The 22318-nt window shown below is 61.5% G+C and carries 18 protein-coding genes and 1 tRNA gene; 10 read left to right on the top strand and 9 right to left on the bottom strand.

What is annotated here, in order from left to right; genetic code table 11:
• Window positions 1-115: 115 nt before the first annotated feature.
• Window positions 116-820 (bottom strand): tetratricopeptide repeat protein, encoded by a 705-nt coding sequence (locus HMPREF1022_RS12865; RefSeq protein ID WP_008686318.1) that lies wholly within the window; start codon window positions 818-820, stop codon window positions 116-118.
• Window positions 821-974: 154 nt separating this feature from the next.
• On the opposite strand from HMPREF1022_RS12865, the gene HMPREF1022_RS12860 reads away from it, so the two are divergent.
• The 4 genes from HMPREF1022_RS12860 to HMPREF1022_RS12845 all read left to right on the top strand — a co-directional run bounded on the left by HMPREF1022_RS12860 (window position 975) and on the right by HMPREF1022_RS12845 (window position 4064).
• Window positions 975-2234: a glutamate-5-semialdehyde dehydrogenase gene (locus HMPREF1022_RS12860; RefSeq protein WP_009303434.1), complete on the top strand. Its 1260-nt coding sequence runs from the start codon at window positions 975-977 to the stop codon at window positions 2232-2234.
• Window positions 2235-2939, top strand: a complete 705-nt coding sequence (gene nadD / locus HMPREF1022_RS12855) for a nicotinate (nicotinamide) nucleotide adenylyltransferase (RefSeq protein WP_009303433.1) — start codon at window positions 2235-2237, stop codon at window positions 2937-2939. It abuts the gene before it with no gap.
• A gap of 2 nt (window positions 2940-2941) precedes the next feature.
• Window positions 2942-3760: a tetratricopeptide repeat protein gene (locus HMPREF1022_RS12850; protein ID WP_009303432.1), complete on the top strand. Its 819-nt coding sequence runs from the start codon at window positions 2942-2944 to the stop codon at window positions 3758-3760.
• Between the two features lie 210 nt (window positions 3761-3970).
• A tRNA-Ser gene (locus HMPREF1022_RS12845) sits at window positions 3971-4064 on the top strand.
• Window positions 4065-4321: 257 nt separating this feature from the next.
• Here HMPREF1022_RS12845 and HMPREF1022_RS12840 read toward each other — a convergent pair.
• The gene (locus tag HMPREF1022_RS12840) at window positions 4322-4903 is read right to left on the bottom strand and encodes a hypothetical protein (RefSeq protein ID WP_008686325.1); all 582 of its coding nucleotides are present in this window, start codon (window positions 4901-4903) and stop codon (window positions 4322-4324) included.
• A 195-nt stretch (window positions 4904-5098) separates the two neighbouring features.
• Between HMPREF1022_RS12840 and HMPREF1022_RS12835 the strand changes: the two genes are divergently transcribed.
• Window positions 5099-6505 carry a phosphomannomutase/phosphoglucomutase gene (locus tag HMPREF1022_RS12835; protein ID WP_009303431.1) on the top strand — a complete coding sequence of 469 codons (1407 nt, stop codon included), beginning with the start codon at window positions 5099-5101 and terminating at the stop codon, window positions 6503-6505.
• 19 nt (window positions 6506-6524) lie between these two features.
• Here HMPREF1022_RS12835 and HMPREF1022_RS12830 read toward each other — a convergent pair whose 3' ends face one another.
• The 3 genes from HMPREF1022_RS12830 to HMPREF1022_RS12820 all read right to left on the bottom strand — a co-directional run bounded on the left by HMPREF1022_RS12830 (window position 6525) and on the right by HMPREF1022_RS12820 (window position 9206).
• On the bottom strand, window positions 6525-7289 hold the full coding sequence (locus tag HMPREF1022_RS12830; protein ID WP_008686327.1) for an HpcH/HpaI aldolase family protein: 765 nt from the start codon (window positions 7287-7289) through the stop codon (window positions 6525-6527).
• Window positions 7290-7337: 48 nt separating this feature from the next.
• A complete protein-coding gene (locus tag HMPREF1022_RS12825; protein ID WP_232221609.1) occupies window positions 7338-7910 on the bottom strand; it encodes a UxaA family hydrolase in 573 nt (190 codons plus the stop codon).
• 324 nt (window positions 7911-8234) lie between these two features.
• The gene (locus tag HMPREF1022_RS12820; protein ID WP_009303429.1) at window positions 8235-9206 is read right to left on the bottom strand and encodes a tripartite tricarboxylate transporter substrate binding protein; all 972 of its coding nucleotides are present in this window, start codon (window positions 9204-9206) and stop codon (window positions 8235-8237) included.
• Between the two features lie 185 nt (window positions 9207-9391).
• Here HMPREF1022_RS12820 and HMPREF1022_RS12815 point away from each other — a divergent pair, with 185 nt between their 5' ends.
• Entirely contained in the window at window positions 9392-11293 is a 1902-nt protein-coding gene (locus tag HMPREF1022_RS12815) for a sigma 54-interacting transcriptional regulator (protein ID WP_009303428.1), read from the top strand.
• Between the two features lie 2922 nt (window positions 11294-14215).
• Here HMPREF1022_RS12815 and HMPREF1022_RS17570 read toward each other — a convergent pair.
• Together HMPREF1022_RS17570 and HMPREF1022_RS12795 are read right to left on the bottom strand one after the other, a co-directional pair.
• Window positions 14216-14620 carry a MucR family transcriptional regulator gene (locus tag HMPREF1022_RS17570; protein WP_009303427.1) on the bottom strand — a complete coding sequence of 135 codons (405 nt, stop codon included), beginning with the start codon at window positions 14618-14620 and terminating at the stop codon, window positions 14216-14218.
• 470 nt (window positions 14621-15090) lie between these two features.
• On the bottom strand, window positions 15091-16374 hold the full coding sequence (locus HMPREF1022_RS12795; RefSeq protein ID WP_009303426.1) for a lactate racemase domain-containing protein: 1284 nt from the start codon (window positions 16372-16374) through the stop codon (window positions 15091-15093).
• 283 nt (window positions 16375-16657) lie between these two features.
• On the opposite strand from HMPREF1022_RS12795, the gene HMPREF1022_RS12790 reads away from it, so the two are divergent.
• The 4 genes from HMPREF1022_RS12790 to HMPREF1022_RS12775 all read left to right on the top strand — a co-directional run bounded on the left by HMPREF1022_RS12790 (window position 16658) and on the right by HMPREF1022_RS12775 (window position 21009).
• Window positions 16658-17635: a tripartite tricarboxylate transporter substrate binding protein gene (locus HMPREF1022_RS12790; protein WP_009303425.1), complete on the top strand. Its 978-nt coding sequence runs from the start codon at window positions 16658-16660 to the stop codon at window positions 17633-17635.
• A gap of 275 nt (window positions 17636-17910) precedes the next feature.
• Window positions 17911-18888 (top strand): tripartite tricarboxylate transporter substrate binding protein, encoded by a 978-nt coding sequence (locus tag HMPREF1022_RS12785; protein WP_009303424.1) that lies wholly within the window; start codon window positions 17911-17913, stop codon window positions 18886-18888.
• 132 nt (window positions 18889-19020) lie between these two features.
• Complete coding sequence (locus HMPREF1022_RS12780) at window positions 19021-19488, top strand: tripartite tricarboxylate transporter TctB family protein (protein WP_009303423.1); 468 nt, start codon at window positions 19021-19023, stop codon at window positions 19486-19488.
• Between the two features lie 12 nt (window positions 19489-19500).
• Entirely contained in the window at window positions 19501-21009 is a 1509-nt protein-coding gene (locus tag HMPREF1022_RS12775) for a tripartite tricarboxylate transporter permease (RefSeq protein WP_009303422.1), read from the top strand.
• Window positions 21010-21148: 139 nt separating this feature from the next.
• Here HMPREF1022_RS12775 and gmhB read toward each other — a convergent pair whose 3' ends face one another.
• The gene (gmhB, locus tag HMPREF1022_RS12770; RefSeq protein WP_009303421.1) at window positions 21149-21712 is read right to left on the bottom strand and encodes a D-glycero-beta-D-manno-heptose 1,7-bisphosphate 7-phosphatase; all 564 of its coding nucleotides are present in this window, start codon (window positions 21710-21712) and stop codon (window positions 21149-21151) included.
• Window positions 21713-21767: 55 nt separating this feature from the next.
• On the bottom strand, window positions 21768-22268 hold the full coding sequence (locus HMPREF1022_RS12765) for a (R)-mandelonitrile lyase (protein ID WP_008686341.1): 501 nt from the start codon (window positions 22266-22268) through the stop codon (window positions 21768-21770).
• Between the last annotated feature and the right edge of the window lie 50 nt (window positions 22269-22318).

Here is a 22318-nt window from a genome sequence, read left to right as displayed (position 1 = left end):
CCGTAGGGTTTGCGGCGGCGTAACCGCCGTGAGTCAGCGAAAAACCACGTTTTTTCGTTGACGATCCTGCGAAAATTTCGAGCATGGCCATGCTCGAAATTTTCGCAATCAGACACTAGTTCTGAACCGGCTTTTCAGGCGCGCTCCCGGCGGCGGGAACCAGCGCCTCGGCCCGGACGCGGAAATACTCCCCGTCAAGACCGTTCACTTCCTGAGCCAGGGCCTGGTAGGTCTTGGCAGCCAGATCCTTCTGCCCCGCCCTGGCGGCGGCTTCGGCCAGCATCTGGCGCAGCTGGACGGAACGGTTTTCACCCGGCAGGCGCGCTTCCAGGCCCTGCAGCAAGGTCAGGGCCTCGGCGTTCTTGCCCGCCTTGAGCAGGCTTCCGGCCTCGCCCAGGGCGGCGGCCAGACCCAGCGCGCCGTCGGCGTCCAGCTTGGCGGCTTTGGCGTAAACCTCGGCGGCAACAGCGGCGTCCCCGCTCTCCAGGGCGCTCTGGGCCCAGGCCAACAGCACGGAAAGGCGCACGTCGGACGGGGCCTTGTCGGCCAGGGCGGCCAGGGCCTTGAGGCGTTCCTGCCCCTGCATGGTCATGCTGACGCGCGCCAGTTCCTGGCGGGCGTCCTCGTTCTTGCCGCCGCTGTACCAGCGCCAGATGCCCGTGCCTGCCAGGACCAGCAGAAAGAGGATCACCACACCGGCGATAATGCCCGCATGGCGCAGCATGAACTGCAGGAGGGGCGCGCTTTCGGAACTGACTTCAGCCTGCAGATCGCGAAACAGGGGCGAAGTCTCCTCGCCTTGATTCTTTTGCGGATTCATGTATCAAAAACTCCTTAGGGAGACGGAACTGCCCAAAGCCGGAAGCCCGCGACGCGGGCAGGCTGTTCCTGACGGAACTATTTACATAGGCCAAAGCCAGCCTCCCTGTCAAAATAAATATCCCCGCCGCTCACGGCGGCGCAAAGGAGCAGCCATGACGCCTGCGGAAGAAATGGAACGCCTGGCCGCGCGGGCCCGTGAAGCGGCCCGGGCCATGAGCCGGGCCTGCGCCGAAATCAAGACGCGGGCCCTGATCGGACTGGCGGACCAGCTGGCCGCGCGGGAAGAGGAAATCCTGACCGCCAACCGCAAGGATCTGGACGCGGCCCGCGCCGCGGGCCTGGATGCCCCGCGTCTGGACCGCCTGACCCTGACCCCGGCCATCATGGCCGAGATGCGCGCGGCCTGCCTGCATGTGGCCCAGCTGCCCGATCCCGTGGGCGTCACGGAACAGCAATGGCAACAGCCCAACGGCCTGCTGGTGGGACGCATGCGCATCCCCCTCGGGGTCATTGCCATGATTTACGAGGCCCGGCCCAATGTGACCATCGACGCGGCCATCCTCTGCATCAAGGCGGGCAACGCGGTGATTCTGCGCGGCGGCAGCGAGGCCCTGCATTCCAACACGGCGCTGGCCGGGCTGCTGCAAACGGCCCTGTCCGACGCGGGCCTGCCGCCCCAGGCCGCGCAGCTGGTGGGCATCACGGACCATGCGGCGGTGACGGCCCTGTGCAAGCTGGACCGGTACATCGACGTCATCATCCCGCGCGGCGGCGAAGGCCTGGTGCGCGCCGTCACCGAAGCGGCCGCCATGCCGGTGCTCAAGCACTTCAAGGGCGTCTGCCACGCCTTTATCGACGCGGATGCGGATCAGGATCAGGCCCTGGAGATCGTCTTCAACGCCAAGGTGCAGCGGCCCGGCGTGTGCAACGCCCTGGAATGCCTGCTGGTGCACAAGGACGCGGCAACGAACTTTCTGCCGCTGGCGGCAGCGAAACTGGGCGCCGCCGGGGTGGAATTCCGGGCCTCCCCGGAAGCCCTGCCCCTGCTCGGCCCCGGTGCCGTGCTTCTGCAGCCCGAGGATCTCGGCCAGGAGTTCCACGCCCTGATCCTGGCCGTGCTCGTGGTGGACGATCTGGACGCGGCCCTGGACCACATCGCCCGTTACGGCTCCAACCACACCGAAATCATCTGCACCCGCGACTACGGCCACGCCATGCGTTTTCTGCGCGAGGCCGACGCCTCCATGGTGGCGGTCAACGCCTCCAGCCGTTTTAACGACGGCGGCCAACTGGGCCTGGGCGCGGAAATCGGCATTTCCACCTCCAAGCTGCACGCCTACGGCCCCATGGGCGTGCAGGAGCTGACCACCACCAAATTCGTGGTGCTGGGCCAGGGGCAGGTACGGCAGTAAATGACGGCGCACGGCGTCCGGCGTCCGGGCCGGGCCATTCTGGGCGGCAGTTTCAATCCGCCGCACGTGGGTCATCTGCGTCTGGCCGTGGAGGCGCGCGAGGCACTGGGCGACCTGGTGCAGGGTGTGGATATGGTGCCCTGCGCCCAGCCGCCGCACAAGAAAACCGGGCACCTGCTGCCCTTTGAGCTGCGCGCCGCCATGCTGGAGGCGGCCCTGGCCCCCCTGCCCTGGCTGCGCTGCAACCGTCTGGAAGCCCTGCGGGACGGCCCCTCCTACACCTGGGACACCTTGCAGGCCTATCGCGCGGCGGAGCCGGACACGGACTTCTATTTTCTGCTGGGCAGCCCGGATTTCGCCCTGCTGCCCACCTGGCACCAGGGCCTGGAACTGCCCCGGCTCTGCCACTTCGTGGTGGTGCCGCGCGGCGATCTCACAGCCGAGGAATTCACGGACATGACCAGCGCCCTCTGGCCCGAGGCCCGCGAACACCCGCCTGTTCTGCCCGGAGGCCGCTGCATGGCCCTGCCCGGCGGCGGGCTGGCGCATTTTCTGCCGCTGCCCTGGCTGGCCGTGAGCGCCTCGCGCATCCGCGAACTCTGGCTGGCCGGACGCAGTGTGGATTATCTGGTGCCGAGAGCCGCGCTGAATCTTTTGCAGTCCCACCGACAGGCCATCGCGGCGCATTGGCAGGAGGCAAAATAACCATGCTCACCGTCGCGCCCAAGGAAGTGCGTGAAAATATCGCCCGCGCCAACGGCTATCTGCGCCGCAATGAAGTGAAGCGGGCCCTGACCTCCATGAGCGCGGCCCTGCGCCAATACGCGGGCCTGCAGCTGACGCGCGCGGCCAGGGCGGAGCTGGACATCCAGATCAGCGAATTTCTGAGCGCCCTGGTCCATCATCAGAGCATGCAGCCTCTGCTCGACCCCGCCCAAAGCGGCATCCCCCGCGAGATTTTCTATCATCAGGGCAAGGAAAGCGCCCTGGCCACCGTGCTGGACGGCCTGGCCAAAATTTTGCGGGAAGAGGCGGAGAATTCCATCCGGCAGGAAGCCGAAGCGCGCCTGGAACGCAAAAAAAATCTGATCCGGACCGGCGTGCAACTGATACACGAAGGCCAGCCCGCCAAGGGACGCGCTTTTCTGAAACGCGTGGCCGAAGAATTCAGCGACGAGGAAGGCATCCGCATCCAGTTGGGCCAGATTTTCACCGCCGCCGGACAATATACGGAAGCCGCCGAAATGTATGAGGAAGCCATGCAGGCTCAACCCCGTGAAGCGGCGGCCTACACCGGAGCCGTGGCCGCCTGGCTGAAACTGCGTGAATTCGAAAAGGCCGAAAATATCTACAAGGCCGTTCTGCGCACTTTCGGCGGCCATCCCTCCACCTTCGGCAAAATGGCAAAAATGTATTTGGAGTGGCATCGGCGCGCCCAGGCCGAGGATACGGCCCTGCGCGCCCTGCAGGCCGATCCGCGGCAGGCCGATGCCCTGGAAGTCATGGCGGTGCTGGACAAAAAGTAATCATGCGGACGCGTGGGGGTGTTCGGCGCCGCAATCGTACAGAAGCCATAAGCATACGCCCTGCCTCAGACGCGGTGCAGCCACGCCGGACGGCATCGGGTATCCGGCGAAAAAAGCCCGCGCGGCGTTGCCTTTCACGCGAAAGTACGCTAGAAGGTTTCTCCGATTCCGCTGTGGCAATTTGCCCGGCGCGACTCCGCCATACGACGCGGAGGGGTAGCGAAGCGGCCGTAACGCGCTCGACTCGAAATCGAGTTATCGGTTAATAGCCGGTACGTGGGTTCGAATCCCACCCCCTCCGCCACTAGATGATTTCAGGAACTCCCATTTCATTGAATGCCAAGGCATTTGAAACGAAACGGGAGTTTTTTTGTTCCATAAAGAAATTTTGTCAAAAATTTACCATAAAAACTAGAGAGTAAGAAACGTGGCTTTGCCTACAATTCAATTCTCATTTTTGAGCTCCGTTGCTCTTGAAAAGACTTCAGGCTGTTGCACATAATGTGCAGCAGCCTCTTCTTTTATACCGCTTCTTCCCTCTGTCGGCGACAGACGGCAAACTCACCCAACCGCATCCCTGACGGTGTTCCTCAATGCGGCATAGTCACACGGCATGACATTGCACAGTGCCGTCAATCTGTTCAGGCATACAGTTTTCTGATTTCCGAAAGTCTTGTCGAGTTTTTTGGTGGCGACGACATAAAAAGCCCACTGGCTCAGATCTAGGGGATCGATGGTCTTCCGGTCTCTATGCTTCAAGACGCAAAAAACATACACGTCAGCCTGGCGCTTTTTCTCTTCGGCGTATGCTGTTCCATCCCAATAACGCGTTTGCGGAATATTAAAAGTAATGGTTGAAAACTTTTTTTGCTCCCATGACTGAATATATGCCGAAGTTTTGACCTCAACTCGTATTCCCTCAGGGGAAAGCAGATCAAAACTTTCCCAGGTCGGGCTGGTCTCCATATGGCAGCCGATAGCCGTCGCCACTATATATTCGGCCAGTTTTCCCCGCTCCGTATTGCCGACGAGATCGGAAAAGGCCCAGGCCCAAAAATCTTGAAGGGTACGCTTTGGTTCCAAGCCCACAAAGGATTCCTTGCCGTCTTTGCGTCTGACTTCCATCGCAGGAAACTGAGACATAACATCACCTATGGGTACGCGGGGTTTGGCTCAACGTCCGGCGACAATCCGCCGCTTGAGCAAATGGACTCATACCTTTCCGTAACATGCCCGTCGTGTATGGTGAAGTCCGAGCGTCGCCCAGGCCCCGCCCTTGACATCGCCGCCCTCTTCCACAAGCATGCGGGAAAAACCGCCACTGCTTGCGAGGACGCCATGACCTACGATCTTTCCTGCTTCAAAGCCTATGACATCCGGGGCCGCGTGCCGGACGCTCTCAATCCCGGCCTGGCCCGTGCCCTGGGCCAGGCCGTGGCGGACGTGCTGGGCGCGCGTTCCGTGGTACTGGGTCGCGACGCCCGTCTGTCCGGACCAGAGCTGCGCGACGCCCTGGCCCAAGGACTGCTGGCCGCCGGGGCGCGGGTCACGGATCTGGGCCTCTGCGGTACGGAAGAAATCTACTACGCCGCCGCCAACCAGCCTTTTGACGCCGGGATCATGATCACCGGCAGCCACAACCCGGCGGACGAAAACGGCTTCAAACTGGTCCGCGCCGGGGCCGTGCCGATAAGCGGGGATTCCGGCCTGTACGAACTCAGGGAGCGCGTGGCCCGGCTGCTTGAAACGCAAGCTCCGCGGAATGCGCCCGCGCCGGGCGCGCTTTCCAACGTGCGCCCGGCCTGTTTCAGGCCGGACTATCTGAACTGGCTGCTGGACTACAGCGGCGCGCGGGATGCGGCAGACTCGGGCAGGCCTTTAAAAATCGCGGCCGACGCGGGCAACGGCTGCGCCGGGCTGGTGCTGCGCGAGCTGGCCCCGTCCCTGCCCTTTGACTTTGTCTGCCGCCAGATGGAACCGGACGGGCATTTCCCCAACGGCGTGCCCAATCCCCTTTTGCCGGAAAAACGCCAGGCCACGGCCGAAGCGGTGCGCCGGGCCGGTGCGGACCTGGGCATTGCCTGGGACGGGGATTTCGACCGCTGCTTCTTTTACGACAGCGAGGGCCGCTTCATTGAGGGCTATTATCTGATCGGCCTGCTGGCCGGGGAACTGCTGCGGCGCTTTCCGGGCGGCAAGGTCATCCACGACACGCGGGTCTACTGGAACACGCGCGAAATGGTTCTGGCCGCCGGAGGCACGCCGATCATGGGCAAGACCGGCCACGCCTTCATGAAGGAACGCATGCGCGCCGAAGACGCGGTTTACGGCGGCGAAATGAGCGCCCACCACTATTTCCGGGATTTCGCCTACTGCGATTCGGGCATGCTGCCCTGGCTGCTCATCGCCGCGTTGCTCAGCCGCTCGGGCGCATCCCTGGCCGAACTGGTCAGCGAGCGTATGGCCGCCTATCCCTGCAGCGGCGAAATCAACCGGCGGGTGGCCGACGCGCCCCGGCTGATGCAAAAACTCCGCGACCGCTATGCGGATGGGGCCCTGCACGAGGACCACCTGGACGGCGTCAATCTGGAGTTCGCGGACTGGCGCTTCAACCTGCGCATGTCCAACACCGAGCCCCTGTTGCGCCTGAATGTGGAAAGCCGCGCCGATCCCGCGCTGCTGGAGGACAAGACCAGCGAACTGCTGGGCCTGCTGGACGCCGAGGAAGGCACGACCCCGGCCTGAGCCGGGGTCGGCGTCTCGCCTATTTTTCGGAACCCCAGAGGGCTTTCAGGTTGTCGGCCAAGGCTTGCGCCAGCAACGCGGCATCCGAGCCCACGCTGATAAAGGTGTAGCCCATTTCCCGCACGGCCGGGGCCAGATCCGGCGTGGGCAGCAAGATGCCCGCCGCCTTGCCCCGCCCGCGCGCCGCATCGGCAATGCCCCGCAACGCCGCCATAAAACGCGGGTCCGCGAAATTCTCCGGCATCTCCATGCTTACGCCCAGATCCACCGGTTCCACAAAAAGCACATCCACGCCCCGCACGGCCGCGATGGCCGAACACTGCCCCACGGCTTCCGGGCTTTCGATCTGCATGACGCCCAAAAGCTCCCGCTGGGCGCAGGCGGCATAGCGCCTGAATTCCCGCCCGTAATCCGAGGCCCGCACGGCCTGCCCCACGCCGCGCACGCCGCACGGCGGGTACTGCATGAAGGAAACGGCCTCTTCCGCCTGGGCCGCGTTGTCGATGTTGGGGAACATGATGCCCGAGGCCCCCAGATCCAGCGCCCATTTGCACCAGACCCGGTCCGACATGGGCAGGCGCACGACGGGCACGGCGGGAAAAGCCGCCGCGGCCTGCAACTGCGGCAGCAAGGTGGCGGGGCTGCCCGGCGCGTGTTCCACATCCAGCAACATCCAGTCATACCCCGCGCCCGCGACGATCTCGCCGCAGATGGAAGAAGCCAGACTGCACCAGACGCCATACACGGTCTCCCGGTTCTGCACGCGGGAACGGATATACTTCATACCTTGCCTCCTGCCGACACGCGTCGGCGCATAAAGTGTCGATGCTTCTCAAGCCTCGCCGCAGCCTTCGCAGCAACGATGGGTAGCCATAAAACGCGAAATGCAGAAAAGTTCCTCGTGCCCCAGCAGCTCCGCCTTAGTGGGCTCGCCGGAAGCCGTGCGCAACAGCGCTTCAAAAAGATCGCGGCCCAGGACCTTCAGGGGCAGCCCTTCGCTGAACAGTCTTCCGGCATCGAAATCCAGATTGGCGGCCATGCTTTTGAACAGCATGGGATTGCCCGTAATCTTGAGCACCGGCACACCGGGGAAACCGGCGGGCGTGCCCCGGCCCGTGGTAAAGGGCACCAGGTTCGCGCCGGAAGCCACCTGGCCGGTCACGGCTTCCCCGTCGTGGCCCGGCCCGTCCATCAGATAAAGGCCGGGGCCCCGTGGCGGGCAGCCGTAGTCCAGCACATCCTGAAACGGCGCGTTACCGGCCTTTTTCAGGCCGCCCAGGGCCTTTTCCACCACATTGCTCACGACGCCGGCGACATTGCCCGGCGACACCAGCATGTCCGCGCCCGCGCCGTTGCGCGCCACGCTGCTCGCGGCCCGGCGCAGGCGGCGCACGTTTTTATCCACACAAGCCAGAATGCGCTCCGCCAAGGCGGGATTGACCGCCCGCGTGCAGTTCCCGCACCGCCACGCCCACATTGTCCTTGTCGTCCAGAGTAACGATGCCTTGTTCCATGATGCTTCCTCGGAATCGACCGTGCTTACGCGCCGCGCGCGCCGGAATGCGCCGCCCAGGGCCGTGCTGTGGCGGGCAATGCGCCGGGCGGGACAAAAAACAAAAGAGGGAGGGATTTGAAAATTCTCATCAACCTTATCTCTGGCGGGAAACCGGAACGCGCGCAAAAAAGCATGCCCACCCCGGCCGATAAAACAGTCAAAGCCGTCACGCCGCTACCGGGTGATAAATTTGGCGACAGCGGCGGTGTTTTCTTCGTCTTTCGCAAAAACTTCGGCCCAATCAGCCGCGTCCAGGAAGCGGCCCCGAGCCATCTGCTGTGTTGCGAAGGTCTGGAATTCTTCACTTTCCACGGCTTCCTGCAAAGCATGGGCCAAAGCGTTTCTGATTTCCTCAGGGGTACCCCGAGGGGCAAAAACGCCGTTATGCAGAATCAGGGTATTTTTCAGGCCCAGATCGGCGGCGTAACACGGAACGTTGATGCCGGGCAGCTTGTCCTCGCCCATGACCAGCAGCACCCGCTGCTCGCCCGCGATGACAAAGCGGGCCATATCGGCATTGGGCGCGGTGCGCATATCCACGCGCCCGCCCATCAGGGCGGCCACCGCCTCGGAGGCCCCGTCAAAGGGCGTGATCTCCACCTTGTCCTGAATGCCGGTACGTACCAGCACGTCCAGCAGGGCCAGATGCGCCACGCCGCCCACGCCCGGAATAGCGATGTGATACTTGCCGGGTTCCTTTTTCGCGGCCTCGATGAATTCCGAAATCGTCTTGAAGTGCGAATCCAGATTGACCACCAGGGAATTGGACATCTCAAGGGCCTGGCCGATCATCTCGAAATCGTGCCAGCTCATGGAAATCCGGCCCAGGGCCTTCATGGTCACAATGGCTGAGTGGTGCAGCAGCAGGGTGTAGCCGTCGGGATCGGCCCGCATGGCGGCGCGCAAACCTTCCTGGGTGTTGGCTCCGGGAATGTTCACCACGACCACCGGCTGGGGCAGCAGCTTCTTGTCCCGGATGATTTTAGCCAGCTTGCGGGCGGTCAGATCGCTCTGGCCCCCGGTTTTGTACGGGACGATCAAGCGGATTTCCCTGTCGGGATATGCCGCCGAGGCCGCCAAAGCGGGCTCCCCGGCCAGGAAGAGCCCGAAAATGCAGCCCAGAAACGTACCGATACGTGTGCTCATGCCGACTCCGTGGAGTAAGGGGGAAAATGTGCGTGCCCATCTCAAACGCCCCTCTATAGCAAGATACGCACCATGATAAGATATACTATAAATACAATGCGATCAGAGACTCTTTTTTTTGCAAATTCGTTGCACGCAACCTAAATAGACGCTACATGCAACGGTGCAACACAGAGGAGATCGCCATGCCCGATCCAGCCCCGCGCATCTTTTTCGCCGCGCCCGACGAAAGCCTGATCCAGGCTTTTTACCAGGCCATTCCCAAGGACGAGCACAACATTCTGGCCATGAGCGTCCTAGACCAATCCGCCGCCAGTGTGGTGGAGTACGCCAGAACCTCCTCCATTGAAGTGATCATCAGCCGAGGCGGCATAGCCGAGCTTCTGCGCAAAACCCAGAAACGTGGTCCAAGCACCATCCCCATTGTTCAGATCCAGGTGACGCCTTTCGATATCATTGACGCCATGCGCGAGGCGCAGAAAATTTCCCGCAATATGACATTTATCGCCTATGCCAACATGCTGGAAGGCGCTAAAAAGATCATGGATCTCCTTGACCTGGACCTGCGTTTCGTTGCCCTGTCCTCACCCAGAGATTGTCTGGAAGCCATTTTCACGGCCCTGGAACACAAGGCGGAAGTGATCGTGGGGGGCGCACAGGTAGTGAAAGTATGCCGGGAAAACAGCATCCCCGCCGTCTTGCTCAATGCCAGCCAGGAAAGCCTGCGCCAAGCCTGCGATGGGGCCCTGCGGATTATTGAGGCGCGCGACGACTCCCGGCGGGAAATACGCCGTATGGCGGCCATCCTGGATCAACTGGACCAGGGCCTGATCGCCCTGGACGGCGACGGGCATGTGCTCTACAGCAACGCACCGGCGGACCGCCTGGCCGGGGTGGGCAAGAAGCAGCTTCTGGGGCTCGGCATGCAGCAGATCCCTTTTTTCCAGCGCCACTTCACGTCCTCTTTTTTTCTGAACGGCACGGGCAAGACCGTGTTCGCCTGCGGCGACAACAAGCGGGAATGCGTGGCCCGCTGGCAAAGAATCGAACCCGAAACCTTCGGCATCAACGGGCTCATCAGCCTGGACGTCGGACGCGAAGTTTCGGCCCGGCCCCAGACGGAACGCGGGGACCGGGGACACAGCTCCCGCTTTTGCTTTGAGGATATCGTGGGCACCGGCATTGCACTGCAAAAGGCCAAGGCCAAAGCCCGCCAGTACGCCCAGGCCGACGCCGCCATACTTCTGCATGGCGAGACCGGCGTGGGCAAGGAGCTGTTTGCCCATGCCATCCACAATGCCAGCCCCCGCCGGGACGAGCCTTTCGTGGCCGTCAACCTGGCGGCTCTACCGGTCACGCTGATGGAAAGCGAGCTCTTCGGCTACGTGCGCGGCGCGTTCACCGACGCCCGGCGCGGCGGCAAGCAGGGCGTTTTTGAATACGCGGGCAAGGGCACCGTCTTTCTGGACGAAATCGGGGAAATCCCCCTGGAAATGCAAAGCCGCCTGCTGCGCGTGCTCCAGGACGGAGACTTCATGCGCCTGGGCGACGACAGGCTCGTCAAGGCCCGCTGCCGGATCATTTCAGCCACCAATAAGGAATTGGAAGAGGCGGTGCGACAGGGGGCATTTCGCCAGGATCTCTATTACCGGCTGAACATTCTGCGCCTGAACATCCCCAGCCTGCGGGAACGCCGGGGCGACATCCGGGACCTGGCCCGGACCTTTCTTGAAAAGTTCTGCGCCAAATACGGCAAAATCTCGGGCAAGATCACGCCCGAGGCCCTGAAAATTCTGATGGAGCGGAAATGGGACGGCAACGTCCGCGAATTGCAGGCCGTCATCGAGCGATATGTGGTGCTCTGCGCGGCAGACCATGTGCATCTGGAGGCATCAGGCCTGTACGATATCCTGGAAGAAGACCAACAGGCCGGGCAGGCGGCGGGACAAGCCCGGCGCGCGCCCAGCGACGAGGAGATCAGGCGGGCCCTGGAGGAACACCGCCACAGTATTATTGAGGCGGCCGCCGCTCTGGGCGTCCACCGCACCACGCTCTGGCGGCGGCTGAAACGCGCGCGCCGGACCTGAGCGCGCCGAAAATCAGATTCAGAGAAGCCGCCCGCCCCTCACTGCCAAGGACATTCCGCTCTCATCCCCTTGTTTTATTCTGGCCTCCGGGCATTACAGTTCGCGCTTCGTTCCCGTTTGGGCCGCCTGTCATTGCTGTCTTCATCCATAAGACGGCGTTGCCGCCAACAACTGAAGCCCGGCATTGGGCTGCGAAGAACTGAACGAACAAATCGTTCCGCACAAGGAAGAGCTGAAAACGTGCGCTTCCGACGCATTCTATACATCGTCTCCCATTTCCTCACAGTCCTGAGACTTGCCAATTCGGTCTGCAGGCGTTATCCATAAAGGGAACCCCGGCCCCTGCGTCAACAGGAACCGGGGTCGGCACGGTGCGGTTAGCGCCCCCGTGCACGGCTACCTACTGGGTTTATCAACCGTTCGGCCTCGTATCAGGTGTAAGCTGATACGAGGCCAGCCTCATTTAAGGCCGACTATCGCCCCGCAGCAGCAGGGCGAGGAGTACCAGCAACACCAAGACGACATAGCGTCTCATGCGGCACCCCCTTTGATAGTTTGCGCCGTGCCAAGCGCGGATCAGGAAGGGGGTAGCCGTGCGCTGATGTTATATACTCGTTTCCCGCTCCCCACAAAGCTTTGTCGGGCAGTACGCGCGTACCCGGAATTGTCGGCCCTCGTGGGCGGCCATGGGCCCGATCTGCGGAGGCTGTTTCTCAGGGGGCACGGGGGGAATTCGGCGGCGCTGGGCGTCCGCAAGGCGACGCCATACGAAATATCAAGGGGCAAATAATCGGAAACGGTTTTATGTCTGGTGGGGCAACGCCGCACCCTGTATGAAATATAGCCATCTGTATATTTTTTATACGAGCCTGAAGCAGGCTTGCATAAAAAATATACGTCTTCATTTCGGACTTCCATTCAAAATTCTATTGAATTATAATATATTAGCTGTGTTATCCAGCTTTGGCACGAGCATTGCTACAAGAAAGACAACGGCGTCCAAAATACCGGGCGCCACGTAAAAAAATATCTGCCGACAGGCGGTCAATATATACGAAAGAATAAAACAAATTTCCGCGCCACCCCAACCCCCATCAGGGGCGGCGCGGAGCCCCCGAAAAACCTCCTCCGTTGAATAGAATCCTCTAACCATCGGAACATCCCCCTCTTTGCGGCCACCGGTTACCTCCGGTGGCCGTCCCTCCTTTTAAGATCAGACTAAGCTTGAGATCTCAGCTTTACGGTAGGCAAAACTCCACCAAGACGCGTACCCGGAACTGTCGGCGCTTATGGGCGGCCAGCGCCCGGGCTACAGAAACTCTTTCTCAGGGGGTATGGGGAAATTCGGCGGAGTCAGGCACGACCCAAGCTGATCTTGCCAAAGGCCATGTACACATATCGTCGTACACGGATCGGGCCGGGGATGAAGCAGATGGGGAGCGTTGAAATACGCGCCCGCTATCACCGGCCCCATAGAAGGGGAAAGCATTGAAAATCGCCCCGCCAATCAGGCCGTCCACTACCTGATCCGTGCCCGGCCATGAGGCTCTTGCCAAACAGACATGGAGGCGTTATCTAGAAAGGGAACCCCGGCCCCTGTTGGCGCAGGAACCGGGGCTGGCACGGCGCGGTTAGCGCCCCCGTGCACGGTTACCGAGTCAGGTTACAACACCTTTCGGCCCCGTATCAGTGTCAGCTGATACGGGGCCGGCCTCATTTAGGGCCGACTATCGCCCCGCAGCAGCAGGGCGAGGAGTACCAGCAACACCAAGACGACATAGCGTCTCATGCGGCACCCCCTTTGATAGTTTGCGCCGTGCCAAGCGCAGATCGGGAAGGGGGTAGCCGTGCGTTGTCTTTATATACTGGTTTTCCGCTCCCCACAACGCTTTGTCGGGCGGTACGCGCATACCCGGAACTGTCCGCTTATGGGCGGCCAGCGCCCGAGCCACGGGAACTCTTTCTCAGGGGGCATGGGGAAATTCGGCGGAGTCAGGCACGACCCAAGCTGATCTTGCCAAAGACCATGTACACATATCGTCGTACACGGATCGGGCCGGGGATGAAGCAGACTATTTTACAACCGGGGGAGCGTTGAAATATGCGCCCGCTATTACTGGCCCATAGGAGGGGGAAGCATTGAAAATCGCCCCGCCAATCAGGCCCCATGAGGCTCTTGCCAAATAGACATGGAGGCGTTATCTAAAAAGGGAACCCCGGCCCCTGCGTCAACAGGAACCGGGGCTGGCACAGCGCGTGAGCGCTTTACACGGCCACCAGTAGCGGGCCACGTTTTCGACCCCGAACCATGTCGCGATGGTTCGGGGTCAACTGTTATCTAGCCGAAGAAGCTAGAAGCAGGACCAGTACCAGCGCGATGATCGCGGCGAAAACAACTCGCTGCATGGCTGATACCCTCCTTCCATTTGCACTGTGCCAAGCGCATGGGTGGTTGGGTAGCCGTGCTCGTTCCTTATACCTGTATCCAGCCCACCCGACAACACTTTACTGGCCGGCATGGCGCGTACCCGGAACTGTCCGCGCTTCTCGGCGGCCAGGTGCCCGATTTGAGGGGGCTGTTTCTCCGGGGCCACGGGGGGAACAGCGCCGCCCTGGGAGTCCAGCAGGGCGACGCCATACGGAATATTACTGGTGGGGCCGGGTACATTCAGTTTCACCAGAACACAGGTAGCGCCGCAGGAGCCTTCTACCTTTCAGGTAATGGGAGCCGAGCGCGGATCAATGGCTCAGAGTATGAGCCATACCTCAATTTTGATGCCAGCAGGGTCGTTCCTACGGCCCCCGAAACCGTCCGGTGAATACTGCTGTCCGTTTTTTGGTCCGAGCCCGGCCATAGCGCAGAAGGCCTCAGACAAGGGGGTTCCCGCGTCCGAGGCCTTCTGAGAGAAGAAACAAAAATGATCAGTCTGTTTTGGGTTTCCGGCGTCTTTCCCAGAGCTTCATGTCATTCATCTTTTTGCGACGTTCACGCTGTAATGCCTTGCACACCAGCGCAGAACCTTTTTTGAATCCCCATTTCTCACGATACTCATCAGTGCTTATTCCGTGGGTAGCCAAATGACGCTTGGTCAGCACTTTGAAATTTTTTCCACATTCAAGGCATGTGACAGATTTTTCTTTCACAGATTTGCGTCCTTCAAGGACCATCTCTTCAGTACTCAGTTCCACAGGCTGTTCGGTTTCGGCTACTACACGAATCCCTTGCGTAACCTTTTGAACAAAGGCGGTAATTTCCTCTTCTTTCATTACTCTGACGCTTGCTTGAGCTTTAGCAATTTCAAGAGCTTCTTTTAAATAGTCATCCATAGATACTCCAAAAATTAAAATAATATTCAGTTTGTATCGTCCGATCTGTTATGCAATTAACGTATTTTATCATAATGCGTCAAATAAATTTCTATGGAAATATATGATCGAGCTGTACTTTATCGATCAGTGCCCTGCAAGACTTTGCCGCGCCCTCGCGCGCATACCCGGAACTGTCCGCGCTTATGGGCGGCCAGCGCCCGAGCTACAGAAACTCTTTCTCAGGGGGCATGGGGGAAGTTCGGCTGCCTTGGTCGTCCAACAAGAGGATGCGATACGAAACGCGGCAGGTCCGTTCGATACAGGAGTCCGGGAATATAGCGAGAAGGAACTGGCCTGTTCAGGATCGGAGGCGACGGAGGGCAAAAGCGAACTATCGGCCCTCATGATCTGCTTTGCCGCTTTGCTCATGGCCGGAGTGCGGCTGATTTGTCTCGCTGGCCGTCGCCGCTTCAGGATGCCCCTCCGCCTCACCACCAGGGGTCTTCCAGGCCGCCGCCCGTTCCGAAACGCATGGGCTCCGGCCCGGAAAGGATTTTCACCCGGCCAAGAGCCCCCAGTTCCGGCAGAAGCGCCTCCGATGCATAGCCCCGGTCAAGATGCAGGGTATCGGGGATGCGCAGAAAACGGGGCAGGGCCGGGTTTGACGCGCAGCAGACCTTGAAACCGGCCAGCAATGCCGTGCGCTCGTCAGGCATGGCCATGGGCAGGCGCACGGAAGCCGTGACCCGCGAGGTCAGGCCGTTGGCATAGACCGAAGCCTTGTCGTAATGCGCGGCCAGGGCTTCGGTGATCACGTCCGCCAGGCCCACGCCGTTGGCGTTGCCGTGGCTGGCCTCCGTGACGTCGAAGACCACAATTTTGGTAATCTCCGGCCCGCCGGAAATATAGGGAGTGCTGTAGCGCCCGGTGATGTTGCCGTCCATGCCCCCGCCGGAAAATTCCTTGCCGATGCGATCCACCAGCAGAAGGTCCAGTTGCGCGCAGGGCAGACTCGGCATCAATGAACGCGCCAGAAGCAAAGCCTCGGCGTCGCGGGCCATGATTTCCTCCGGACCGGCGACGAACAGGGTATGGGGGTGCTCGTAGGCGTTCTCCACCACGCCGATGCCCAGAAGCACCGGACAACGTTCGATTTTCATGATCGCCATTTCGCGGATCAGACGGCCGATCTGGCCGAAGCCCAGGCGGTGGCATTGGTCCGCGCCGGCCTGCTTGCCCAGGCCGATGGCCAGCATTTTCACCAGCCCGCTCTCGTTGGCCGCGCGGAAGGCGTTATGCGGCTTGACGCGGTTGAAGACAATGATACCGTCGGCCTCTTGCGCCAGGCGATCCATGCGCACGGACATGCCGTTGTCCAGGCGGCCCACTTCCACGGTTTCCATGCTGGAAAGAATCGGGCAGCCCGCACTGCTCTCGGTGACGCCCAGCCCGGCCAGCAGCGCCTTCTGGCCTTCCGCCGTGGCCCCGCCGTGGCTGCCCATGGCGGGCACCACAAAGGGTTCCGCACCGCAAGCGCGTACCCGGGCCGCAATGGCGGCCACCAGGACGGGCAGTTCGGCTATGCCCCGGCTGCCCACGCTCAGGGCCACGCGCATGCCGGGCCGCACGGCCTTGGCCGCCGGGCACGCCGCCCAGGCTCGGGCCAAAGTGGCGGGTATGTCGTCCAGGCACTCGTCGGGAAAGGACTGCGTGTAACGGAAAACACGGGGCAGCTCCACCTGGTCCAACAGGGCGTGCAGCATTTTTTTCATCCAGGGCTCCATCGAGCATTTAATACCTTAACTGCTCCAGCTTGGGCAACTTTTCCATACGGCCGCCTTCGGCGCTTGCACTTTTCCCGCCAGGGGCGGAAAAAGTGCAAGCGCCGAAGGCGGCTTTCGTGTTGCATCGCAACATGACGGCAAGCCAAGGCATTTGTCAATCAGCTATCTTGTAGTCTATATTGGTTGAGGAAGGTCTTATGCAGGCCTGTGGAATGCAGTTTTTTTCCCGGCGCATACTGGCGCGTCGTACTCTCAATTCAAGGAAGAGGTTATGAAATCCGCTCTGATCTGTCTCATGCTTCTGGCGGCAGGCGCCGTGTTCGGCTCGAACACGCAGGCCGCGCCGACGTTTCCCCAAAAGGAAATCACCATCATCGTGCCCTATTCCGCAGGCGGCGAAAGCGACATGACGGCGCGCAAGATCGCGGAAATCGCGGGCAAATTGCAACTTTTTTCCCAGCCGGTCATTGTGGTCAACATGCCCAGCGCCAATACCCGCGACGCCCTGCGCCATGTGGCGGGCAGCAAGCCTGACGGGCACACCCTGCTTTTACACCATACGGCATTCCTGGGTGCGCACGCCCTGGGCACCGTGCCCTATTCCTACAAAGACTTCGCCATGATCGGCCAATCGCTGATCACGCCCAATTGCCTCATCGCCCGTGCGGACGCGCCCTGGAAAAACGGCACGGAACTGCTGGCCGCCGCAGCCCAAAGTGACAAACCCATTGTGGTGGGGGCCTCCAGCATCGGCGGCTACGCACACATTCTCTTTGAATTTTACATGAACGCCACCAAGAGCAATGGCAAGTTTAAAACCATCTTCTTCGGCAGCACCACGGAATCGGCCACCGCCCTCCAGGGCGGCAAGATCGACATTCGAATCCAGCCCACGGGCGGCGCCATGAACGCGGTCAAAGCCGGGGACAGCAAAATTCTGACCCTTCTGACCGAAAAGGGCATGCCCCAGTTCCCGGGCGTGGAAACCCTGGGTTCTCTCGGCATTACCAACATCCCCATGCAGCGCCAGGGTCTCTGGGCTCCCAAGGACACGCCGCCCGCCGTGCTGGACCAGTTGGGCGCGGCCTTGGAAAAAATCGTCAATTCACAGGAATTCCAGGAATTCGCGGCGAGCAAGGCCATGATCGCCGAATTCATCCCCCGCGACCAATGGATCAAGTACTACCAGGCCGACGAAAAGATATATGACCAGATAGCCGCTGACATCAAGAAAGCGGCCAAAAAGTAGATTGCTCCCCTTTCGGCTTCCGGCATATACCGTATAGGCCGGAAACGGAACCTTTCTTCCCGCAGGCGGGGGCATGCGGGGACCGCATGCCCCCGCTTTCTCCACCGGCCCATGCCGCGTCGGGAGGCCGCCATGGTTTTTCTCACGCCCTGATTCTGTTGACAGCCGCCCTGCCCTGCCTCTTTTGAGGCAGATCCCATGCAGGCCTGTGAAGTGCAGATTTTTTTCCCGACGCGGTCGGCGCGTCATAACTCTATCAATTCAAGGAAGAGGTTATGAAATCCGCTCTGATCTGTCTCATGCTTCTGGCGGCAGGCGCCGTGTTCGGCTCGAACGCGCAGGCCGCGCCGACGTTTCCCGAAAAGGAAATCACCATCATCGTGCCCTATTCCGCAGGCGGCGAAAGCGACATGACGGCGCGCAAGATCGCGGAAATTGCGGGCAAATTGCAACTTTTTTCCCAGCCGGTCATTGTGGTCAACATGCCCACCGCCAATACCCGCGACGCCCTGCGCCATGTGGCGGGCAGCAAGCCCGACGGGCACACCCTGCTTTTGCACCACACCACGTTTCTGAGCGCGCACGCCTTGGGCACCGTGCCCTATTCCTACAAAGATTTCGCCATGATCGGCCAATCGCTGATCACGCCCAACTGCCTCATCGCCCGTGCGGACGCGCCCTGGAAAAGCGGCACGGAGCTGCTGGCCGCCGCGGCCCAAAGCGACAAGCCCATTGTGGTGGGTACTTCCACTATCGGCGGTTACAGCCACACTATTTTTGAATTTTTCATGAACGCCACCAAAAGCCGCGACAAGTTCAAAACCGTCTTCTTCGGCAGCACCACGGAATCGGCCACCGCCCTCCAGGGCGGCAAGATCGACATCCGTTCCCAGCCCACGGGCGGCGCCATGAACGAGGTCAAGGCCGGGGACAGCAAGATTCTGATCCTTCTGACCGAAAAGGGCATGCCCCAGTTCCCGGGCGTGGAAACCCTGGGCTCTCTCGGCGTCACCAACATCCCCATGCAGCGCCAGGGGCTCTGGGCTCCCAAGGACACGCCGCCCGTCGTGCTGGACCAGTTGGGCGCGGCCTTGGAAAAAATCGTCAATTCACAGGAATTCCAGGACTTCGCGGCGAGCAAGGCCATGATCGCGGAATTCATCCCCCGCGACCAATGGATCAAGTATTACCAGGCCGACGAAAAAGTATATGACCAGATAGCCGCTGACATCAAGAAAACGGCCAAAAAGTAGATTGCTCCCCCTCCGGCTTCCGGCATATACCACACAGGCCGGAAGCGGAACTTTTCTTTCCACGGGCGGAGGCATGCGAAGGCGGCATGCCCCCGCTTTCTCCATCGGCCCATGCCGCGCCGGGAGGTTACCATGGTTTTTCTCGAGCCCTGCATCCTGCTGACAGCCGCCCTGCTCAGCCTGCTCTGTCTCTTTTACCCCACGGAGGGCGCGGGCTTCGTCGCCTCGTCGGACTATCTGGGGCCGGACGGCTTTCCCACGGCGGTCTGCGTTCTGCTGCTGGCGGCCTGCGGCCTGCGCCTGGTTCTCTGGTTCAAGGAACGCAAGGCCCTGCTCGGGCAACGGTTGTTCGCCGCCACGGAACAGCGCACCCTCTTCGGCAAAACGTTTCTGATGATCCTTCTTTTCATTCTCTCCTTCATCCATGTGGGTTTTTACGCCACCATCCTGGTCTATTTCGCCGTCTTTCCCCTGCTGCTGGAAGGCGTCAAAAACGTCAGACCGGCGGCCCTGGCCGCCTATGCCGGTGGCCTGGCCCTGACCTGCTGGGTCATTTTCCGCTGTTTCAAGATTTATCTGCCCGAACCGCTGTTGTTTTAAGCTGGAGCCCCCATGAATATCCTGGACGCACTCTGGGCGGCGCTTGAACCCCTCACGTTTCTGCTTGTTTTCCTGGGCACGCTGTTCGGCCTGATTTTCGGCGTGATCCCCGGCCTGACGGCCATTCTGGCTATTGTGCTGCTGATTCCCCTGACCTACGGCATGGACGCCCTGATGGCCATTGCCATGCTGATCGGCGTATATATCGGCGGCATTTCCGGCGGTCTGGTCACGGCCATCCTGCTGGGCATGCCGGGCACCCCGGCCTCCATCGCCACCACGTTCGACGGCTTTCCCCTGGCCCAAAAGGGCGAGGCGGGCAAAGCCCTGGGCGTGGGCATTACCAGCAATCTGGTCGGCTGCATGATCGGCTGGCTGGCGCTGATCCTGCTGGCGCCCTTTTTCGCGCGCATCGCCGTGGCCTTCGGGCCGGTGGAATACGTGGCGGTGATCATCTTCGGCTTCACCACCGTGATCAGCCTGTCCGGCAACACGCCCAGCAAGGGCCTGATCGCCTGCCTGCTGGGCCTGCTCTGCTCAATCATCGGCATGGACCCGGCCACCGGCATGATGCGCAACACCTTCGGCTTCACCGTGCTGGACGGCGGCATTTCATCCATACCGGCCATGATCGGCCTGTTTGTGCTCACCCCGGCTTTTCGGGAAGTGGAGCAGTGCACGCGGAAATACATCATTCCGCGCAGCAATCTGAAAAATATCTCCATGTCCCGGACGGAACTGCGCCGGTCGCGCGGCAATTTTCTGCGCTCCGGCATCATCGGCGTGCTTATCGGCATTCTGCCGGGCATCGGCGGCACCCTGGCCAACTTCGTGGCCTACGACCAGGCCAAGAAGCACGCGCCCCGCCCCGATACCTTCGGCACCGGCGACATTCAGGGCATCGTGGCTTCGGAGACGGCCAACAACGCCGTTATCGGCGGCACCCTGATCCCCCTGCTGGTACTCGGCATTCCGGGCGACGCGGTCACCGCCGTTTTGCTGGGGGGGCTCCAGCTCCACGGCATCGAACCGGGGCCCCTGCTGATGCGCGACAACCCGCAGTTGCTCTACGGCATCTTCGCCTATTTTCTGGTGGCGTCCCTGTTCATGTTTGTGCTGATGTTCGCGGCCGGTGCGCGGATTTTCCCGATGATCCTGCGCATCAGCAAAACCTGGCTGCTGCCGGTGGTGATCATGGCCAGCCTGGTGGGCTGCTACAACATTTCCTACGCCACACGGGATCTCTGGATCAGCTTCGCCTTCGGGGTCATCGGCTATTTTCTGCAAAAAGCCGGATATCCCCTGGTGCCCTTGGTCATTTCCCTGGTGCTGGGCCTGATGTTTGAAAAGCAACTGCGTCTGGCCCTCTCCCTCACCGACGGCAGCCTGCTCCCCTTCCTGCAGTCGCCCTATGCCCTGCTGTTTCTGGCGCTGGCCCTGTTTTCCGTGCTCTGGTCCTGGTGGAAGGCCCGGCGCATGGCGGCCCCGATAAAGGTCGCTCGCGGCGGCCGCGCGGACTAGAGCGGATTCACTTTGAAATTTTACAAATTTCAAAGTGAAATTGCTCTGAGAGCCGCCGGAAAATTCTTTCCGGCAGCCGCTATTGCAAAACCGCCCGGCGCAGGGAACAGCGCCAGGCGGTTTCTTTCAAAAATTCCTTTCAGGAATGTTGTGCCAGAATATGCGCGCAGGCGGCGGGCAGGTCCGGCAGCACAGGCACTTGCGGCAATGCCGCCCGCGCCTGCGCCGCCTCATGCTCCCCCCAGCCGGTGCGCAGCAGCACGGCCCGGCACCCGGCGGCCAGTCCGGCCTGGGCGTCGCGCAACCGGTCACCGACCATCCAGGAGGCCGCCAGGTCAATAGCCAGATCGCGGGCGGCGCGCAGCAGAAGGCCGGGCGCGGGTTTGCGGCAGTCGCACGGGCCGGTGGTCTCCGGCAGATGCGGGCAGGAATACCAAGCGTCCGGAGCCGCGCCCAAAGGAGCCAGCCGGGCATCGACCCAGCGCTCCAGGGCGTGCAGCTCCGCCGGGCCGAACATGCCCCGCGCGATGCCCGACTGGTTGCTGGCGACCACCAGCAGCCACCCGGCGGCCTTGAAACGGGCCAGGGCCTCAGGCACGCCGGGCAGCCAGCGCCAGTCTTCCACGCGGTGCACGTAGCCCGTATCCAGATTGAGGGTGCCGTCACGGTCCAGGAAGACCGCGCGGCGCAATGCGGTGCTCATGCGCCCATGCTACCCGCCCGGCCGGACCGGGTAAAGCCCGCCGGGAAAGCCGGTTCTACCTGCTCACGGGACGACTGTACTCCGCATCGCTGACCTTTTCATGCCACACGGCGTTTTTGCCGTCCTTCACGCCGGTAAGCGCCATGTGGGTCATGGCGACATGGGGCGCGGCACCGTGCCAGTGGCGCACATTCGGGGGGCAACGCACCACGTCCCCGGCCCGGATTTCCACGACCTTGCCATCAGACGTGCCGGTCAGGCCCACGCCGGAAATCACCACCAGGGTCTGCCCGGCGGGGTGCTCGTGCCAGGCCGAGCGCGCGCCCGGCTCAAAGGTGACATAGGCTCCCGACACATTGGCGGCGGCATTGTCCGGAAACAAGGGATCAATACGCACAGTGCCCGTGAACCAGGCCTCCGGTCCCTTGGCCGAGGCCTGCGTTCCGGCGCGAACGACGCTCTGCCCGGCGCTGGACGCGGTGTCGGCGGCCCGCGCCGCACCCACGGACGCCCCGGCCAGCACAAAGGCGAAAAAGGCGATGGCAATACGTTTCATGAGTATACTCCTTTGCGGCGGATTCCGGGAAAAGCTCCCTTTTCTGCGAT

Source organism: Desulfovibrio sp. 6_1_46AFAA (genome assembly GCF_000224635.1).
Classification (GTDB): Bacteria; Desulfobacterota; Desulfovibrionia; order Desulfovibrionales; family Desulfovibrionaceae; genus Desulfovibrio; species Desulfovibrio fairfieldensis.
Note: the sequence above shows the minus strand (reverse complement) of the source record. Positions and strands in the feature narration are given on the sequence as shown.

What these genes read in the sequence shown, in the direction of transcription:
- HMPREF1022_RS12865 (WP_008686318.1), bottom strand. Translation starts at nt 820, where the DNA reads ATGAATCCGCAAAAGAATCAAGGCGAGGAGACTTCGCCCCTGTTTCGC.
- HMPREF1022_RS12860 (WP_009303434.1), top strand. Translation starts at nt 975, where the DNA reads ATGACGCCTGCGGAAGAAATGGAACGCCTGGCCGCGCGGGCCCGTGAA.
- nadD (WP_009303433.1), top strand. Translation starts at nt 2,235, where the DNA reads ATGACGGCGCACGGCGTCCGGCGTCCGGGCCGGGCCATTCTGGGCGGC.
- HMPREF1022_RS12850 (WP_009303432.1), top strand. Translation starts at nt 2,942, where the DNA reads ATGCTCACCGTCGCGCCCAAGGAAGTGCGTGAAAATATCGCCCGCGCC.
- HMPREF1022_RS12840 (WP_008686325.1), bottom strand. Translation starts at nt 4,903, where the DNA reads ATGTCTCAGTTTCCTGCGATGGAAGTCAGACGCAAAGACGGCAAGGAA.
- HMPREF1022_RS12835 (WP_009303431.1), top strand. Translation starts at nt 5,099, where the DNA reads ATGACCTACGATCTTTCCTGCTTCAAAGCCTATGACATCCGGGGCCGC.
- HMPREF1022_RS12830 (WP_008686327.1), bottom strand. Translation starts at nt 7,289, where the DNA reads ATGAAGTATATCCGTTCCCGCGTGCAGAACCGGGAGACCGTGTATGGC.
- HMPREF1022_RS12820 (WP_009303429.1), bottom strand. Translation starts at nt 9,206, where the DNA reads ATGAGCACACGTATCGGTACGTTTCTGGGCTGCATTTTCGGGCTCTTC.
- HMPREF1022_RS12815 (WP_009303428.1), top strand. Translation starts at nt 9,392, where the DNA reads ATGCCCGATCCAGCCCCGCGCATCTTTTTCGCCGCGCCCGACGAAAGC.
- HMPREF1022_RS17570 (WP_009303427.1), bottom strand. Translation starts at nt 14,620, where the DNA reads ATGGATGACTATTTAAAAGAAGCTCTTGAAATTGCTAAAGCTCAAGCA.
- HMPREF1022_RS12795 (WP_009303426.1), bottom strand. Translation starts at nt 16,374, where the DNA reads ATGAAAAAAATGCTGCACGCCCTGTTGGACCAGGTGGAGCTGCCCCGT.
- HMPREF1022_RS12790 (WP_009303425.1), top strand. Translation starts at nt 16,658, where the DNA reads ATGAAATCCGCTCTGATCTGTCTCATGCTTCTGGCGGCAGGCGCCGTG.
- HMPREF1022_RS12785 (WP_009303424.1), top strand. Translation starts at nt 17,911, where the DNA reads ATGAAATCCGCTCTGATCTGTCTCATGCTTCTGGCGGCAGGCGCCGTG.
- HMPREF1022_RS12780 (WP_009303423.1), top strand. Translation starts at nt 19,021, where the DNA reads ATGGTTTTTCTCGAGCCCTGCATCCTGCTGACAGCCGCCCTGCTCAGC.
- HMPREF1022_RS12775 (WP_009303422.1), top strand. Translation starts at nt 19,501, where the DNA reads ATGAATATCCTGGACGCACTCTGGGCGGCGCTTGAACCCCTCACGTTT.
- gmhB (WP_009303421.1), bottom strand. Translation starts at nt 21,712, where the DNA reads ATGAGCACCGCATTGCGCCGCGCGGTCTTCCTGGACCGTGACGGCACC.
- HMPREF1022_RS12765 (WP_008686341.1), bottom strand. Translation starts at nt 22,268, where the DNA reads ATGAAACGTATTGCCATCGCCTTTTTCGCCTTTGTGCTGGCCGGGGCG.